Below are 14,480 nucleotides of genomic sequence, written 5' to 3'. Positions count from 1 at the left end.
ATGCAGCGCAGGGGGCGACCGTGGCGAAAACACTGACCGAAATGGCGACCGAGGTTCTGACCACAGCAGACGGGCGCGCAAAGACCGCATTGTCCAAACGCCATGCCGCCGCGTGGTTTGCCGCCCGCAACGGCGAAACGCCGGGAATCGAGATCGGCACGGCAGAACCGCCCTTGTCGCCCGCGCGTCCGGATAAGCCCGAACTCCTGTCACCCCGCGATGTGCCGCGCCGCAGACCGGGGTCCGAGGCAGGACGGATCGCGCTGTTGCACGCCGTCGCGCATATTGAGTTGAACGCGGTGGACCTGCATTGGGACATCATCGCCCGGTTCGGCCATGTCCCGATGCCCATCGGTTTCTACGACGACTGGGTAAAATGCGCCGAAGAAGAATCGCGCCACTTCGAGATGGTCTGCGATTGCCTTGAGCAGATGGACAGCCACTACGGCGCCCTGCCCGCCCATGCGGGCATGTGGCGCGCCGCCGAAGACACCGCCCACGATCTGATGGGCCGCCTCGCCGTGGTTCCCATGGTGCTCGAGGCGCGCGGGCTGGACGTAACCCCGGGCATGATCGACATCTTCCGCAAAGCCAAAGCTGATGACGCTGTCGCCGCGCTCGAAGTGATCTATGCCGAAGAGGTCGGCCACGTCGCCTATGGCTCGAAATGGTTCCACTTCCTGTGCGGACGTGAAAACGCCGATCCCAAAGATGTATTTCACGACCTCGTCCGCCGCTATTTCCACGGCGCACTGAAGCCTCCCTTCAACGAAGAGAAACGCGCCGAGGCCGGCCTGCCACCCGATTTCTATTGGCCTCTGACTGAAGATCTGCCACCGCCCGGAGGTGTGGCAGACTGACCGCAAACGCCCGGTCTAGGCAAATTCCCGCCGATCGCCTGCGGGAAACCCCCGGTTCGGGCTGTGAATTGGTTAACAAACTTGCCCGAATGATCCGTCCGCATTATGCAATCGCCCCAAGGAGCGGCTACTTACTCACGATCGGCTCCGGGATATGGGGACAACTGAGGTAGGACGCGTGCGGACACGTCTGGCAATCAAACTACACTCACTGCTCGAGCGGCACTTTCCTGAACGCCGGGTATTTCTGAAATCCGACAATGACACACGGTTCATTCGGCTGAGCTCTGAGACTCAGATCGCGGCCGTGACAGGGGTCGGCATCATGGTCGCCTGGACCGCGATTGCCACCTCGATCCTGCTGATGGACAGCATCGGATCGGGCAATTTCCGCGAGCAGGCCAAACGCGATCAGGCCACATATCAGGAACGCCTGAACATCCTGTCATCGGAACGGGACGCCCGCGCAGCAGAGGCTCTGGCCGCCCATGAGCGTTTCAATGCAGCGCTTGAGCAGGTCTCGGCCATGCAATCCGAACTGCTGGAATCGGAAAATCGCCGTCGCGAGTTGGAAACGGGAATCGAGGTTATCCAGACCACCCTGCGCGCCACCATGAAGCAGCGTGAAGAGGCCCGCATTGAGCTGGCCGACCTGCAACAAAGCGCCAAAGGAGATGCAGCTTATGTGATGGCTTCGGCCAATCCGGCGCAGATGGCATTCATGACCGACGCATTGGCGCGCACTGCGGCGCAACGCGACCAGATCGCTGCCGACGCACAGGGAGCTCTGGATCAAAAGGATGAGCTTGAGCTTGAAATTCGCCTCATGCAGGAACGCAGCGATGAGATCTTCCGCCAGTTGGAAGAGGCCATGTTGATCTCGGTCGAACCGCTGGACAAGATGTTCCGCAGCGCAGGCATGCCAACAGATCGTATCCTCGAAGAGGTTCGGCGCGGATATAGCGGTATGGGCGGTCCGCTGACCCCTTTATCCCTGAGCACACGCGGTGAGGAACTGACCCCCGACCAGATCCGCGCCAATATCCTGCTGGAACAGATGGACCAGCTGAACCTCTATCGCATCGCTGCCGAAAAGGCCCCCTTCGCCAGCCCGGTGCGCGCCGCAGTTCGCTTCACCAGCGGCTACGGCACCCGTCGCGACCCCAAGACCGGTGGACGCCGTATGCATAACGGAGCAGATTTCGCGGGTCCGCAGGGCACTGATATCTTCGCAACCGCTGACGGAGTCGTCACCCATGCGGGCTGGCAATCGGGCTTTGGACGGCTGGTCAAGATCAGGCACGCGTTCGGGATTGAGACACTTTACGCTCATAACACCAAGTTACGCGTAAAGGTTGGTCAAAGGGTCTCGCGCGGGGATCATATTGCTGATATGGGTAGCACCGGACGGTCGACCGGCACGCATTTGCACTATGAGGTGCGCGTGAACGGAATACCTGTAAACCCAATGACTTACATCAAGGCTGCGAGAAATGTTTTCTAAGAGCAAAATCAACGAGCCCGGATCGAAAGAGACTGAGGCAGCAAAACCGGCCGCACCGGCCACTCCGGCGGCGCCCGCACCGGCTGAAACCAAGGCCAGCACTCCGCCCAAGGCCAAGCCACCTGCATCGGTCCTGTCGTCGGATCTGCACATCACCGGCAACCTGAAGACCTCGGGCGATATCCAGGTTGAGGGCACTGTCGAAGGCGACATCCGCGCCCACCTGCTGACCATCGGCGAAACTGCGACCATCAAGGGCGAAGTCACCGCAGATGACGTCGTGGTCAATGGCCGTATCGTGGGCCGTGTGCGCGGCCTGAAGGTCCGTCTGACCTCGACCGCGCGTGTCGAAGGCGACATCATCCACAAGACCATCGCCATCGAAAGCGGCGCACATTTCGAAGGTTCTGTACAGCGTCAGGACGACCCGCTGAATCCGGGCCGCAGTGGCAAATCCGGTGCCAACCCGGCGGCGGAAGTGAAGCAGTAACGCTCCGGTCAACGAAGTAGCAAAATCAATTGGCGCCGCAGGACCACCTGCGGCGTTTTTTGTTTTGGAGTTGTTCGCCTAAGCTTGGCAATGACCGTAATGTGGACGAAGAGGCCGCTCTACTGAAAGTCCACTTTCCTTTGGCCAGCGACTTCTTTAGGACTAGCAGCCGTTTCGTAAAGCTAGAGGGAACAAACAATGCGGAAGGTTTTGGTTACTGGATCATCCGGTCGGATCGGCCAGGCATTCTTTACCGCGTATCAGGAGCGCTATGAGTTTGTGCTGACTGATATGAAGGAGCCTACGCAACCGGTCCCGGGTCCGCATCGCTTTGTGCAATCTGATCTTTCTGATGTAAATGCCGCTGACGCATTGTGCCAGGGCGTGGACGCGGTTGTGCATCTTGCTGGCGTGCCAGATCCAGACGCTGAATTTGACGATGTGCTGCCCGCCAATATCTTGGCGACAACCTATTTGATTGAATCCGCTCGTAAGGCAGAGGTCAGTCGCTTCGTCTATGCCAGCAGCGCGCAAACTATCGAAGGATACCCTGTAGACCGACAGATTGTGCCGGGGATGGCCGTCGCTCCGGCCAATCTCTACGGTGTCTCCAAGTGTTATGGGGAAGCTCTGTGTTCACTCTACGCAACGCGCTTCGGTATGTCCTGCGTTTCCTTGCGAATAGGGGCGTTCGAGCCTGCTGACGGCCCGCCGCTTGAAACCAAGCGCGATCTCAGCGCTTGGCTTAGCCATCGTGATGCAACTCACCTGATTGATCGAGCAATTCTAGCTGAGATTAACGGGAGTTTCATTGCACACGGAATCTCAAACAATCGTTTCAAACGGCTAGATTTGACCGAAACCTGCAAAGTTCTGGGATACGCGCCACAGGATGACGCATTTTCGACCTTCCCGATACCCTCTGCCTAATATCGACGTTCGGTCGCGATGCAGAACCGGTCGAAGAGGACGCAGAACAAACATTCTTGATCAACCGGACACGGAACCAAGCTCCGCAACAACGCCTCCAATCTGACGTATCTTAGCCGGAATTCCCCGACCATTCACAATTTCACAAAAAGTATTTTTTGAATTACCCTTAAAGCCATTGTTTTTCGGAGGAGATTCCATGTCATCAAAACTCATGGCCGAATTCTTCGGCACGTTCTGGCTGGTGCTGGGCGGTTGCGGCAGCGCGGTGCTGGCCGCGGGTGTGGCCGATGTGGGCATCGGCTGGCTGGGCGTATCCTTCGCCTTTGGCCTGACCGTACTGACCATGGCCTACGCTGTCGGTCATATCTCGGGCGGGCACTTCAACCCGGCGGTCAGCCTCGGGCTGATGATCGGCGGGCGGTTCGACGCCAAGGATCTGATCCCCTATTGGATCGCTCAGGTAATCGGCGCCATCGTTGCGGCAGCCGTTCTCTATCTGATCGTCAGTGGCGCGCCGGGGTTTGAGGGTGTGGGCGGCTTTGCCTCCAACGGATATGGCGAGGCGTCACCAGAAGGGTATTCGATGATGTCTGCCCTGGTGATCGAAATCGTCCTCACGGCGTTTTTCATCGTGATCATCCTGGGCGCGACCTCCAGCGGAGCCCCCGCCGGATTCGCCCCGATAGCAATCGGATTGGGGCTGACACTGATCCACCTGATCTCGATCCCGGTGACCAACACATCTGTAAACCCCGCCCGCTCAACCGGCGTGGCGCTGTTTGCCGATGGTCCGGCGCTGGCGCAGCTTTGGCTGTTCTGGGTGGCACCATTGATCGGTGGCGCGATTGGCGCGCTGATCTGGAAGGTTATGACAACCGACGACTGACTTGGACGTCAGATAAATTCTACCCGCCGCCCTGAAAATCGCGATACCATCGCGCGACAGGGCGGCGGTATCCAGCGTCGCGCCAATGATTTGGGAGGACGCAATGAACAAGCTCATCACAACGGCGTTTCTGGGCTGCTTGGCCTCGGCCAGCTGGGCCAACGAGCAATGGTTGACCATTCCACAGGCCCCGGCCATGCCCAAAGCCGCAACCTCCGGCACCGCCGAGGTTAACGGCATCGACATGTATTACGCCACCTATGGAGAGAGCGACGGCATTCCCATCCTGATGATCCATGGCGGCCTCGCGCATGGGGATATCTGGGCAGCGCAGGTGGCGGACCTCGCGCAGGATCACTCTGTCATCGTTGCGGATACACGCGGGCACGGACGCTCGACCAACGACGGCAGCACCTATGCCTATGATCTTCTGGCGCGGGATTATCTGGCTCTGCTGGATCACTTAGACATCGATCAGGTCCATCTGGTCGGCTGGTCGGACGGCGCCAATATCGGCTATACGATTTCGACCACCGCACCGGATCGGTTGGCCAGCCACTTCGCCCATGCGGGCAACGTCACGCTGGACGGTATCGACCCGTCGGTCGAAACCAACGCAGTTTTCGGCACCTATGTCGGCATGATGGCAGAGGATTATGCCCAGATGTCACCTACCCCGGATGGGTTCGAAGCGTTTCTGGGTGGAGTCGCGGCCATGTGGGCGACGGAAAAGCCCGGCGGCCTTGAAGGGTTGGCATCGGTTACGGTCCCCACGCTGGTCGTGCAAAGCGCACATGACGAAGCGATCCTGACCGAACATTCAAAGGCTATCTCCGAGGCCATCCCCGGTGCCGATCTTCTGATTCTGGAAGATGTGAGTCATTTTGCGTCTTTTCAGGACGCGGAGGGATATACCAAGGCAATCCGGGACTTTATTGATCAATAGTCCAAAGCCCGGCGCCGCAACCAGCGCCGGGCTTACTTCTTATTCCGTAACGGTGACTTTTTTCATCGCATCAGGCTGACCGATCACAGCGCCATTCGGGCCATCGCCCCGCTTGATCGCATCAACCACATCCATGCCATCTGTCACCTGACCGACAACCGTATACTGGCCGTTCAGGAACGGGCCAGGCTCGAACATGATGAAGAATTGCGAGTTCGCGCTATCGGGATCCTGCGCACGCGCCATACCGACAACGCCGCGATCATAGTTGTAGTCCGAAAACTCGGCAGGCAGATCGGGACGATCCGAACCGCCGGTACCCGCGCGACGCATGTCGCCACCGATACGGCCAAACTCAACATCGCCGGTCTGTGCCATGAAGCCGTCGATCACGCGGTGAAACACCACGCCATCATACTGACCGGCAGCAGCCAGGGCGGTGATCTGTTCAACGTGTTTAGGTGCCAGGTCTTCGAACAGATCAACGGTGACGGTGCCATTGGCCCCTTCACCTTCGATTTCGATTTCAAGACCGGTGGCCAGCGCCGGGCTGGCCAGCAGTGCAAACGCGGCGGCCAGCTTATACATCGGCGGCCACCTTGACGCTGATCATGCGGTCAGGGCTTGCAGGCGGCTCGCCACGGGTGATGGCGTCCACATGTTCCATCCCTTCGATGACGCGGCCATAGACGGTGTACTGGCCGTTCAGGAAGTGATTGTCCTTGAAGTTAATGAAGAACTGAGAGTTGGCCGAATCCGGGTTGGCCGAGCGCGCGGCGCCCAGCGTTCCGCGATCATGGGGCAGTTTCGAGAACTCAGCCGGAACGTTGGGCAGAGACGAACCACCGGTGCCCGCCATGCGCAGGTTGAACCCGTCTTCCATGTCGCCATGCTGCACGTCGCCAGTCTGTGCCATGAACCCGTCGATCACGCGATGGAAAGCAACGTTGTCATATTCACCACCACGGGCCAGCTCTTTCATGCGGGCCGAATGCTGAGGGGCCACATCAGGCAAGAGCTCGATGACGACATTGCCGTCTTTCAGCTCGACGATGATTGTGTTTTCGGGGTCTTTGATCTCGGCCATGTGGCCCTCCTGTCTTTGAAACTTGCGCAAATACCTATGACGCGGGCGCACGAATGCCAAGTGACGCATTGACCTGAGGGCAAAATGCAGGAAAAGAACCGCCTGACACTGGATGCAATGGGCAAGGACAAGCGCGATGGGCTGGAAATCTCTGGACGATATGGATCTGAACGGCAAACGGGTTCTGGTGCGCGTGGATATCAATGTTCCCGTCGCAGATGGCGCAGTCACGGATGACACGCGTATCCAGCGCATCGTGCCCACCGTACGCGACATCCTCGCCGCAGGTGGCAAGCCGATCCTGCTGGCGCACTTCGGACGCCCCAAGGGCGAACGCGTTGCCGAGATGTCTTTGAAACAACTGGTTCCCACCCTTGAGGCCGCATTCGGCACGCCGGTTCGTTTTGCCGATGATTGCGTCGGGCCAGAAGCAGAAGCCGCTGCCGCATCACTGGATGACGGAGAAGTTCTTCTGCTGGAAAACACCCGCTTCCATGCTGAAGAGACCAAGAACAGTGTCGCCCTGGCCCAAGGCATGGCCAAACTGGGCGATATCTATTGCAACGATGCCTTCTCAGCCGCGCACCGCGCCCATAGCTCAACCGAGGCGCTTGCCCGCCTGCTGCCCGCCTGCGCCGGTCGCCTGATGCAACAGGAACTGAGCGCCCTTGAGGCCGCTCTAGGCGCGCCCAAGCGGCCTGTCACCGCAGTTGTCGGGGGCGCAAAAGTGTCGACCAAACTGGACCTGCTGGGCAACTTGATCGAGAGGGTTGATTACCTGGTTATTGGCGGTGGCATGGCGAATACCTTCCTGGTGGCCAAAGGCGTCGACGTCGGCAAGTCCCTTGCAGAACACACGATGACCGATACAGCCGCCGAAATCCTGAGCAAGGCCGAAACTGCAGGCTGCACCATTGTGTTGCCGCGTGACATCGTCGTGGCCGAGGCATTCGAGGCCAATGCGCCGCATCAGGTCCTGCACGCTGATCAATGCCCCTCGAACGCCATGATCCTGGACGCAGGCCCCGCAAGCGTCGCCGCAGTGTCCGACGTGCTGGAGAGAAGCCAGACCCTGATCTGGAACGGCCCTCTTGGCGCATTCGAACTCACCCCGTTCGACGCGGCCACCAACGCCGCCGCCCTGAAAGCCGCAGCGTTGACCCGCGATGGCAAACTGACCTCGGTCGCTGGCGGAGGCGACACGGTCGCAGCGCTGAACGCCTCCGGCGCGGCAGCCGATTTCTCGTATATCTCCACCGCTGGCGGCGCCTTCCTGGAATGGATGGAAGGCAAGACCTTGCCGGGCGTGGCAGCATTGGATCAATAAGCGCCCAAAGCTCAGGCCTCAGCTTTTTCGTCACAGGGGATTCACAAGGCGAATCACCTGTGACATAGTGCGTTTAGACATCCGCAAAGGGTGCGTTTCTGAGGCAGTTTGTTATACGGCGGTTAACACAGTGACCCGTTCCCATCGGCCCGGTCTGGGGGCTTTCATCTTCTTCTCGGTTGCCTTCATGCTGGGCGTATATTTCACCTTTGCCGCTGTGCAGGGGGACTACGGCCTGTTTCGCCGCGTTGAGATTGCAGCGGAACGCAACGCCCTGTCGCGCGATCTGGCCCAACTGAACGCCGAGATCGACCGGATGGAAAACCTGACCCGTCGCCTGTCGGACACCTATCTGGATCTCGATCTGTTGGATCAGCAGGCCCGCTCGGTCCTTGGTATGATCCGCGCGGATGAGATCGTCATCCGCTGACAAGATTTTTCGTCGAAAAATCTCTGCACCGTCTCGCCCATTAAATAAGCTCCCGTCAGCCGCAATTCGCGCGCTTGCCTCCGCGTCACTTTTACCCTCGCCAGATGAGGAGAAATGCCTTAATAGATAGTTTAACGCTAAACTATCTTGCCGAAAGGGGGAGATCGCCACTATGGCTGCGCGAAAAACCACAAAGAAACCAAATGTTTCTGCGGAAGAACTGACCACATATTACCGCGAGATGCTGCTGATCCGCCGATTCGAGGAAAAAGCGGGTCAACTCTACGGAATGGGTCTGATCGGCGGTTTCTGCCATCTCTATATCGGTCAGGAAGCGGTTGTTGTCGGCCTTGAGGCTGCCGCCAAAGAGGGCGACAAGCGGATCACATCCTACCGTGATCACGGCCACATGCTGGCCTGCGGTATGGATCCCGGCGGCGTGATGGCCGAACTCACCGGGCGCGAGGGCGGCCTGTCCAAGGGCAAAGGTGGCTCAATGCACATGTTCTCGAAAGAGAAGCATTTCTACGGCGGTCACGGTATTGTCGGTGCTCAGGTGCCGCTGGGTGCGGGTCTGGCTTTCGCCGACAAGTACAAAGAAAATGGCGGCGTGACCTTCACCTATTTCGGGGACGGCGCGGCCAACCAGGGTCAGGTCTATGAGACCTTCAACATGGCGGCCTTGTGGGAACTGCCGGTGGTGTTCGTGATCGAGAACAACCAATACGCCATGGGCACCGCTCAAGCGCGCTCGACTTCTTCCGCCGACATCTACCACCGCGGTCAGGCCTTTGGGATACCCGGTGAAATGGTCAACGGCATGGACGTGCTGGCGGTCAAAGCCGCCGGCGAAAAAGCGGTGGCCCACTGCCGCGCGGGCAAAGGCCCCTACATCCTTGAGGTCAAGACCTACCGCTACCGCGGCCACTCGATGTCCGACCCGGCCAAGTACCGCACCCGCGAAGAGGTTCAGAAGGTCCGCGAACAAAGCGACCCGATCGAACATGTGCGCGAGCTGCTGCTGACCGGCAAACACGCGACCGAGGATGACCTGAAAGCGATCGACAAAGAGATCAAGGAGATCGTCAATCAGGCCGCCGAATTCTCGAAAGAAAGCCCCGAGCCGTCACTGGACGAGCTCTGGACCGATATCTACGCCTGAGAGGACGAATAGACATGGCAACCGAAATTCTCATGCCCGCCCTTTCGCCCACGATGGAAGAGGGTACGCTGGCCAAATGGCTGGTCAAGGAAGGCGACACCGTATCCTCTGGTGATATCATGGCCGAGATCGAAACCGACAAGGCGACGATGGAGTTCGAAGCCGTCGATGAAGGCATCGTCGGTAAGATCCTGATCAGCGAGGGCACCGAAGGGGTCAAGGTCAACACCCCCATCGCAATCCTTGTAGAGGAAGGCGAAGACGCCTCCGCCCTGCCCGCGGCTGCACCCGCAGCCGCAGCGGTGACCGAAGCCGCCCCTGCGGCGGTTGAGGCCCCCGCTCCGACAGCAGCCCCTGCTGCTCCGGTTGTGGACCTGTCGCCCGATTGGCCGGCCGACGCTGAAATGAAGACCGAGACCGTCCGCGAAGCGCTTCGCGATGCGATGGCCGAGGAAATGCGTGGTGACGGAGACGTCTACCTGATGGGTGAAGAAGTCGCCGAGTATCAGGGCGCTTATAAAATCTCGCAAGGTCTGCTCGACGAATTCGGCCCTAAACGCGTGATCGACACGCCGATCACCGAGCATGGCTTTGCCGGTATCGCGGTCGGGTCGGCCTTTGGTGGCCTGAAACCGATTGTCGAATTCATGACCTTCAACTTCGCCATGCAGGCGATTGACCACATCATCAACTCGGCTGCCAAGACGCTCTATATGTCCGGCGGTCAGATGGGTTGTCCCATCGTGTTCCGTGGCCCCAACGGTGCCGCCGCCCGCGTGGCCGCGCAGCACTCTCAGGACTACGCCGCGTGGTACATGCAGATTCCCGGTCTGAAAGTCGTCATGCCCTATTCGGCAGCCGACGCCAAAGGTCTGCTGAAATCGGCGATCCGTGATCCCAACCCGGTGATCTTCCTGGAAAACGAAATCCTCTACGGTCGGTCCTTCGACGTACCGCAGGTGGATGACCTGACCATCCCGCTGGGCAAGGCGCGCATCTGGCGCGAAGGCTCTGACGTGACCATCGTCAGCTTTGGCATCGGCATGCAATACGCACTGGAAGCCGCCGACAAACTGGCCGAGGATGGCATCAGCGCCGAAGTGATCGACCTGCGCACCATCCGCCCGATGGACACCGGCGCAATCATCAACTCGGTGATGAAAACCAACCGTCTGGTAACCGTCGAAGAAGGCTGGCCGCAAGGTTCGGTCGGCAGCTACATCAGTTCGGTCGTAATGCAGGAAGCGTTCGATTACCTCGACGCACCGGTCATCACCCTCACCGGTAAAGATGTTCCGATGCCATATGCGGCGAACCTCGAAAAGCTGGCGCTGATCACCACGGATGAGGTGATCGCAGCGGTGAAACAGGTGACCTACCGGTAATGGAGATCAGGGGCCGCGATCCAGCAACCGAATGCTACCGTGTCGAGATTGACCTCGATGACCGGACCGTGCGGGCGCTTGTGCCCGAACGGCTGGCGGCGGATATGCGGTTGATCGGCGCGCGCCCCTCGCACCAGACAGCCTATGTCTGGATGGCTGAAAACAAAGATAAAATCGAGGCTGCGATTGCGACGCTCGCACGCGGCACCGGGCGCCCAAGGGCGCCTTTTGACCAAATTACTTTGATTGAGGAGCGCTGAGATGCCCACCGAAATCCTGATGCCCGCCCTGTCCCCAACGATGGAGGAAGGCACGCTTGCAAAATGGCTCGTCAAAGAGGGCGACACTGTCTCCTCGGGCGACCTGCTGGCCGAAATCGAAACCGACAAGGCGACGATGGAGTTCGAGGCCGTCGACGAAGGCACCATCGGCAAGATCCTGATCGCTGAGGGCACCGAAGGCGTCAAGGTCAACACCGCCATCGCAGTTCTGCTGGAAGATGGTGAAAGCGCTGATGATATCGCGGCCGCACCCGCCGCTGCTCCAGCGGCTGCACCTGCAGCCGCAGCGGGCAACGAGGCTGCCGCGTCAGCGGCACCCGAGGCGCCCGCCCCTGCTCCGGCAGCTCCGGTCAAAGCCGATGGTGGTCGCATCTTCGCCTCCCCGCTGGCCCGTCGGATTGCCTCGCAAAAGGGTCTGGATCTGGCTCAGATTACCGGCTCCGGCCCACATGGACGTATCGTCAAGGCGGATGTCGAAAGCGCAACTGCCGCGCCTGCTGCGGCAGCAGCGCCCGCAGCTGCAGCAGCCCCAGCCACCGCGCCTGCAGGGCCTTCGGCGGATGCTGTCGCCAAGATGTACGAAGGGCGCGATTACGAGGAAGTCAAACTCGACGGCATGCGCAAGACCATCGCCGCACGCCTGTCCGAAGCCAAACAGACCATCCCGCATTTCTATCTGCGCCGCGATATCAAGCTGGACGCGCTGCTCAAGTTCCGCAGCCAGTTGAACAAGCAGCTCGAAGGCCGGGGCGTGAAGCTCAGCGTCAACGATTTCATCATCAAGGCCGTCGCCAACGCGTTGCAGCAGGTTCCCGAATGCAACGCTGTCTGGGCGGGCGACCGGGTTCTGCAACTTAAACCTTCCGACGTAGCGGTTGCCGTTGCGATCGAAGGCGGCTTGTTCACACCGGTTCTGCAGGACGCTGACACCAAATCACTCTCGGCACTCTCGACCGAGATGAAGGACCTCGCCGGTCGCGCACGCGAGCGCAAGCTGGCCCCGCATGAATACCAGGGCGGCACCTTCGCGGTCTCGAACCTCGGCATGTTCGGCATCGACAATTTCGACGCTATCGTGAACCCGCCGCATGCAGGTATTCTGGCCGTAGGCACTGGTCTGAAGAAACCGGTTGTAGGTGATGATGGCGAGCTGACGGTTGCAACTGTCATGTCCGTTACAATGTCAGTCGATCACCGCGTCATCGACGGCGCTCTTGGCGCGCAGTTGCTGCAAGCCATCGTCGATAATCTGGAAAACCCGATGGTCATGCTGGCCTGACACAATCGCCGCTGCCGGGGTTCAGACCCCGGCGGGGCCTCTCGCGATCACCGCTGTGATGTGAGAAAGCGTGATCAGCCCGACGGTTGCTCACGCCCCCCGATTTCCCCACCTTCATGCAGACAGTTTTGCAATCCAAAGGTGGACCATGCGCATTTCTGACCTGACCAAAACCCTGCTTCTGGTTGCCGTGACCGCAACTACACTCCCTGCGGCTGCAATCGCGAAGCCCAACAGCTATCCGGGTGAGAATTCCAAGTTCAATTCCACCGACCCTGCCGTGATCGCACAGCAAAAAGCCGAGCGTCAGAGGCGCATCGAATTGCGGAAACAAAAGCGTGAAGAGCGGCGGCGCGAGCGGCAGAACCGAAAGAACAACCGCTCGAACTGATCCTTACTGGTCTTTCCCCAGCATGTGATCCATCGAGATCGAAGGCTGCTCGCAGCCTGCTTCACCCACGATCTTGGCGGGAATGCCAGCGACGGTCTTGCATGGCGGCACTTCTTGCAGCACCACCGAACCCGCCGCGATGCGGCTGCAATGACCAACCTCGATATTGCCCAGCACCTTGGCCCCGGCTCCGATCAGAACACCGTCGCCGATAGTGGGGTGGCGCTGCTCCTCTTCCTTGCCGGTCCCGCCCAGCGTCACCGAATGCAGCATCGAGACATTGTCGCCCACCACGGCGGTTTCGCCGATCACGATGGAATGGGCGTGGTCGATCATGATCCCCTTGCCGATTCTGGCGGCAGGATGAATGTCGATCCCGAAAATCTCGGACGAGCGCATCTGGAAGAAATAGGCCAGATCATGGCGGCCCTTGCGCCACAGCCAATGGGCCACGCGATAGGCCTGCATGGCCTGATAGCCTTTGAAGTACAGGATCGGCTGTAACAACCGGTGGCAGGCCGGATCGCGCTCATACACCGCCATCAGGTCAGCACGCGCGGCTTCAATCAGCCCCTTGTCGTCGGCATAGGCCTCATCCACGATCTCGCGCAGCACCATCATCGACATTTCGTTCGAGCACAGCTTGGCCGAGATACGGTAGGACAATGCGCGTTCAAGACTGCGGTGATGCAGAACACAGGCATGCACCAGCCCGCCCATCAGCGGCTCTTTCTCCACGGCCGCCTGGGCCTCGGATGTGATACGATCCCAAACCGGATCGACAGGGGTGACTTGGCTGCGCGTTTCAAACATGGCTTTGATCCTTTGCTCCGCCTAGAATGCCATCTAGTGATAAAATCACCAAACGCAAACCCTTGATGTGCCCTACAACAAAAAATGAACCCTGACGATCTGAAGTATTTCAAAGACTTGATCCACCAAAACTTGACTGCCCTGCAAACCCAATCCGAAAGCGGGCAAGAGGCGCAGGCCGTGGTCGAGCTCGATCAGCAGGCAGTTGGGCGGCTCAGCCGGATGGATGCCTTGCAGAATCAGGCCATGGCCAAGGCGCAGCAGGCGCGCAGGGATACCGAAACCCTGCGCCTTCAGGCCGCGCTGGATCGCATGGCCGAGGGTGAATACGGCTATTGCGAGGATTGCGGTGAGGATATACCGCGCGGCAGGTTAGAGCTGGATCTGGCCGCCACCAAATGCGTCAGCTGCGCCTCTGGCTGATATGAAACCGGATCAGGGCGCTCAGAACCATTTCAAAACACTGGCAATATTGCAGATCGTCAAAATCCGGCTCATCCGCCAGTGCCCGGCTGCGTGCCGCGCTCATCAACGCGCCGTTGCCATAGACCGGGTGCAACCGTCCGGTCGCTTGGACATGCCTGTCCGCGCGTTCGGCTTCGGCGATCATCCGGACGCATAATCGACGACGTTCCGGCGGCGGCGCGGCCAGCAAAGCCCGCGCCGCCGCGCTGATATCTCCGTGTAAGACGGGGCGCATGGGCGC

18 protein-coding genes are annotated in these 14,480 nt (G+C 59.6%); 14 read left to right on the top strand and 4 right to left on the bottom strand.

The annotated features are described in order from the left end of the window. Positions 1-41: 41 nt before the first annotated feature. The 6 genes from ACR3EM_RS03860 (at position 42) to ACR3EM_RS03835 (ending at position 5,619) form a co-directional block, all read left to right on the top strand. Positions 42-860, top strand: coding sequence for a ferritin-like domain-containing protein (locus tag ACR3EM_RS03860; protein WP_480471890.1), 819 nt, complete (start codon positions 42-44; stop codon positions 858-860). Between the two features lie 178 nt (positions 861-1,038). Further along, positions 1,039-2,364: a DUF5930 domain-containing protein gene (locus ACR3EM_RS03855; RefSeq protein WP_480469493.1), complete on the top strand. Its 1,326-nt coding sequence runs from the start codon at positions 1,039-1,041 to the stop codon at positions 2,362-2,364. Then, positions 2,354-2,854, top strand: a complete 501-nt coding sequence (locus ACR3EM_RS03850) for a bactofilin family protein (protein WP_480469492.1) — start codon at positions 2,354-2,356, stop codon at positions 2,852-2,854. Before ACR3EM_RS03855 ends, ACR3EM_RS03850 begins: the two co-directional genes overlap by 11 nt. 198 nt (positions 2,855-3,052) lie before the next feature. Continuing rightward, positions 3,053-3,784 (top strand): NAD-dependent epimerase/dehydratase family protein, encoded by a 732-nt coding sequence (locus ACR3EM_RS03845; RefSeq protein ID WP_480469491.1) that lies wholly within the window; start codon positions 3,053-3,055, stop codon positions 3,782-3,784. 199 nt (positions 3,785-3,983) lie between these two features. Next, entirely contained in the window at positions 3,984-4,673 is a 690-nt protein-coding gene (aqpZ, locus tag ACR3EM_RS03840; RefSeq protein WP_480469490.1) for an aquaporin Z, read from the top strand. Between the two features lie 103 nt (positions 4,674-4,776). After that, complete coding sequence (locus tag ACR3EM_RS03835) at positions 4,777-5,619, top strand: alpha/beta fold hydrolase (protein ID WP_480469489.1); 843 nt, start codon at positions 4,777-4,779, stop codon at positions 5,617-5,619. Between the two features lie 39 nt (positions 5,620-5,658). Here ACR3EM_RS03835 and ACR3EM_RS03830 read toward each other — a convergent pair whose 3' ends face one another. Then, positions 5,659-6,207, bottom strand: coding sequence for a peptidylprolyl isomerase (locus ACR3EM_RS03830; RefSeq protein ID WP_480469488.1), 549 nt, complete (start codon positions 6,205-6,207; stop codon positions 5,659-5,661). Then, positions 6,200-6,706, bottom strand: a complete 507-nt coding sequence (locus ACR3EM_RS03825) for a peptidylprolyl isomerase (RefSeq protein ID WP_480469487.1) — start codon at positions 6,704-6,706, stop codon at positions 6,200-6,202. The genes ACR3EM_RS03830 and ACR3EM_RS03825 overlap by 8 nt, the downstream gene beginning before the upstream one ends. A 136-nt stretch (positions 6,707-6,842) precedes the next feature. Between ACR3EM_RS03825 and ACR3EM_RS03820 the strand changes: the two genes are divergently transcribed. From ACR3EM_RS03820 to ACR3EM_RS03790, 7 genes are all read left to right on the top strand, one after another. After that, a complete protein-coding gene (locus ACR3EM_RS03820) occupies positions 6,843-8,033 on the top strand; it encodes a phosphoglycerate kinase (RefSeq protein ID WP_480469486.1) in 1,191 nt (396 codons plus the stop codon). Between the two features lie 130 nt (positions 8,034-8,163). Further along, positions 8,164-8,463, top strand: a complete 300-nt coding sequence (locus ACR3EM_RS03815) for an FtsB family cell division protein (protein ID WP_480469485.1) — start codon at positions 8,164-8,166, stop codon at positions 8,461-8,463. Between the two features lie 172 nt (positions 8,464-8,635). Then, positions 8,636-9,625, top strand: coding sequence for a pyruvate dehydrogenase (acetyl-transferring) E1 component subunit alpha (gene pdhA / locus ACR3EM_RS03810; protein ID WP_170585104.1), 990 nt, complete (start codon positions 8,636-8,638; stop codon positions 9,623-9,625). Between the two features lie 14 nt (positions 9,626-9,639). After that, the gene (locus ACR3EM_RS03805) at positions 9,640-11,010 is read left to right on the top strand and encodes a pyruvate dehydrogenase complex E1 component subunit beta (protein WP_480469484.1); all 1,371 of its coding nucleotides are present in this window, start codon (positions 9,640-9,642) and stop codon (positions 11,008-11,010) included. Continuing rightward, positions 11,010-11,270, top strand: coding sequence for a hypothetical protein (locus ACR3EM_RS03800; protein WP_480469483.1), 261 nt, complete (start codon positions 11,010-11,012; stop codon positions 11,268-11,270). Before ACR3EM_RS03805 ends, ACR3EM_RS03800 begins: the two co-directional genes overlap by 1 nt. A 1-nt stretch (position 11,271) precedes the next feature. Continuing rightward, on the top strand, positions 11,272-12,570 hold the full coding sequence (locus ACR3EM_RS03795; protein WP_480469482.1) for a pyruvate dehydrogenase complex dihydrolipoamide acetyltransferase: 1,299 nt from the start codon (positions 11,272-11,274) through the stop codon (positions 12,568-12,570). A gap of 148 nt (positions 12,571-12,718) precedes the next feature. Further along, positions 12,719-12,961 carry a hypothetical protein gene (locus ACR3EM_RS03790; protein WP_480469481.1) on the top strand — a complete coding sequence of 81 codons (243 nt, stop codon included), beginning with the start codon at positions 12,719-12,721 and terminating at the stop codon, positions 12,959-12,961. Between the two features lie 3 nt (positions 12,962-12,964). Here the strand turns inward: ACR3EM_RS03790 and cysE are convergent, their stop codons facing one another. Next, positions 12,965-13,774: a serine O-acetyltransferase gene (gene cysE / locus ACR3EM_RS03785; protein ID WP_480469480.1), complete on the bottom strand. Its 810-nt coding sequence runs from the start codon at positions 13,772-13,774 to the stop codon at positions 12,965-12,967. Positions 13,775-13,858: 84 nt separating this feature from the next. On the opposite strand from cysE, the gene ACR3EM_RS03780 reads away from it, so the two are divergent. Further along, the gene (locus tag ACR3EM_RS03780; RefSeq protein ID WP_480469479.1) at positions 13,859-14,197 is read left to right on the top strand and encodes a TraR/DksA family transcriptional regulator; all 339 of its coding nucleotides are present in this window, start codon (positions 13,859-13,861) and stop codon (positions 14,195-14,197) included. Here ACR3EM_RS03780 and ACR3EM_RS03775 read toward each other — a convergent pair. Beyond that, positions 14,178-14,474: a DUF7742 family protein gene (locus ACR3EM_RS03775; RefSeq protein ID WP_480469478.1), complete on the bottom strand. Its 297-nt coding sequence runs from the start codon at positions 14,472-14,474 to the stop codon at positions 14,178-14,180. The two genes, ACR3EM_RS03780 and ACR3EM_RS03775, sit on opposite strands and share 20 nt — an antisense overlap. Positions 14,475-14,480: the final 6 nt, after the last annotated feature.

The sequence above is a fragment of the Ruegeria sp. AH3 genome, assembly GCF_056536265.1.
The sequence above is the reverse complement of the archived record's forward strand: the minus strand, read 5'-3'. Positions and strand labels throughout refer to the sequence as shown.

Coding starts and splice junctions, on each gene's coding strand:
- ACR3EM_RS03860 (WP_480471890.1), top strand. CDS start 42: ATGGCGACCGAGGTTCTGACCACAGCAGACGGGCGCGCAAAGACCGCA.
- ACR3EM_RS03850 (WP_480469492.1), top strand. CDS start 2,354: ATGTTTTCTAAGAGCAAAATCAACGAGCCCGGATCGAAAGAGACTGAG.
- ACR3EM_RS03845 (WP_480469491.1), top strand. CDS start 3,053: ATGCGGAAGGTTTTGGTTACTGGATCATCCGGTCGGATCGGCCAGGCA.
- aqpZ (WP_480469490.1), top strand. CDS start 3,984: ATGTCATCAAAACTCATGGCCGAATTCTTCGGCACGTTCTGGCTGGTG.
- ACR3EM_RS03835 (WP_480469489.1), top strand. CDS start 4,777: ATGAACAAGCTCATCACAACGGCGTTTCTGGGCTGCTTGGCCTCGGCC.
- ACR3EM_RS03830 (WP_480469488.1), bottom strand. CDS start 6,207: ATGTATAAGCTGGCCGCCGCGTTTGCACTGCTGGCCAGCCCGGCGCTG.
- ACR3EM_RS03825 (WP_480469487.1), bottom strand. CDS start 6,706: ATGGCCGAGATCAAAGACCCCGAAAACACAATCATCGTCGAGCTGAAA.
- ACR3EM_RS03820 (WP_480469486.1), top strand. CDS start 6,843: ATGGGCTGGAAATCTCTGGACGATATGGATCTGAACGGCAAACGGGTT.
- pdhA (WP_170585104.1), top strand. CDS start 8,636: ATGGCTGCGCGAAAAACCACAAAGAAACCAAATGTTTCTGCGGAAGAA.
- ACR3EM_RS03805 (WP_480469484.1), top strand. CDS start 9,640: ATGGCAACCGAAATTCTCATGCCCGCCCTTTCGCCCACGATGGAAGAG.
- ACR3EM_RS03800 (WP_480469483.1), top strand. CDS start 11,010: ATGGAGATCAGGGGCCGCGATCCAGCAACCGAATGCTACCGTGTCGAG.
- ACR3EM_RS03795 (WP_480469482.1), top strand. CDS start 11,272: ATGCCCACCGAAATCCTGATGCCCGCCCTGTCCCCAACGATGGAGGAA.
- ACR3EM_RS03790 (WP_480469481.1), top strand. CDS start 12,719: ATGCGCATTTCTGACCTGACCAAAACCCTGCTTCTGGTTGCCGTGACC.
- cysE (WP_480469480.1), bottom strand. CDS start 13,774: ATGTTTGAAACGCGCAGCCAAGTCACCCCTGTCGATCCGGTTTGGGAT.
- ACR3EM_RS03780 (WP_480469479.1), top strand. CDS start 13,859: ATGAACCCTGACGATCTGAAGTATTTCAAAGACTTGATCCACCAAAAC.
- ACR3EM_RS03775 (WP_480469478.1), bottom strand. CDS start 14,474: ATGCGCCCCGTCTTACACGGAGATATCAGCGCGGCGGCGCGGGCTTTG.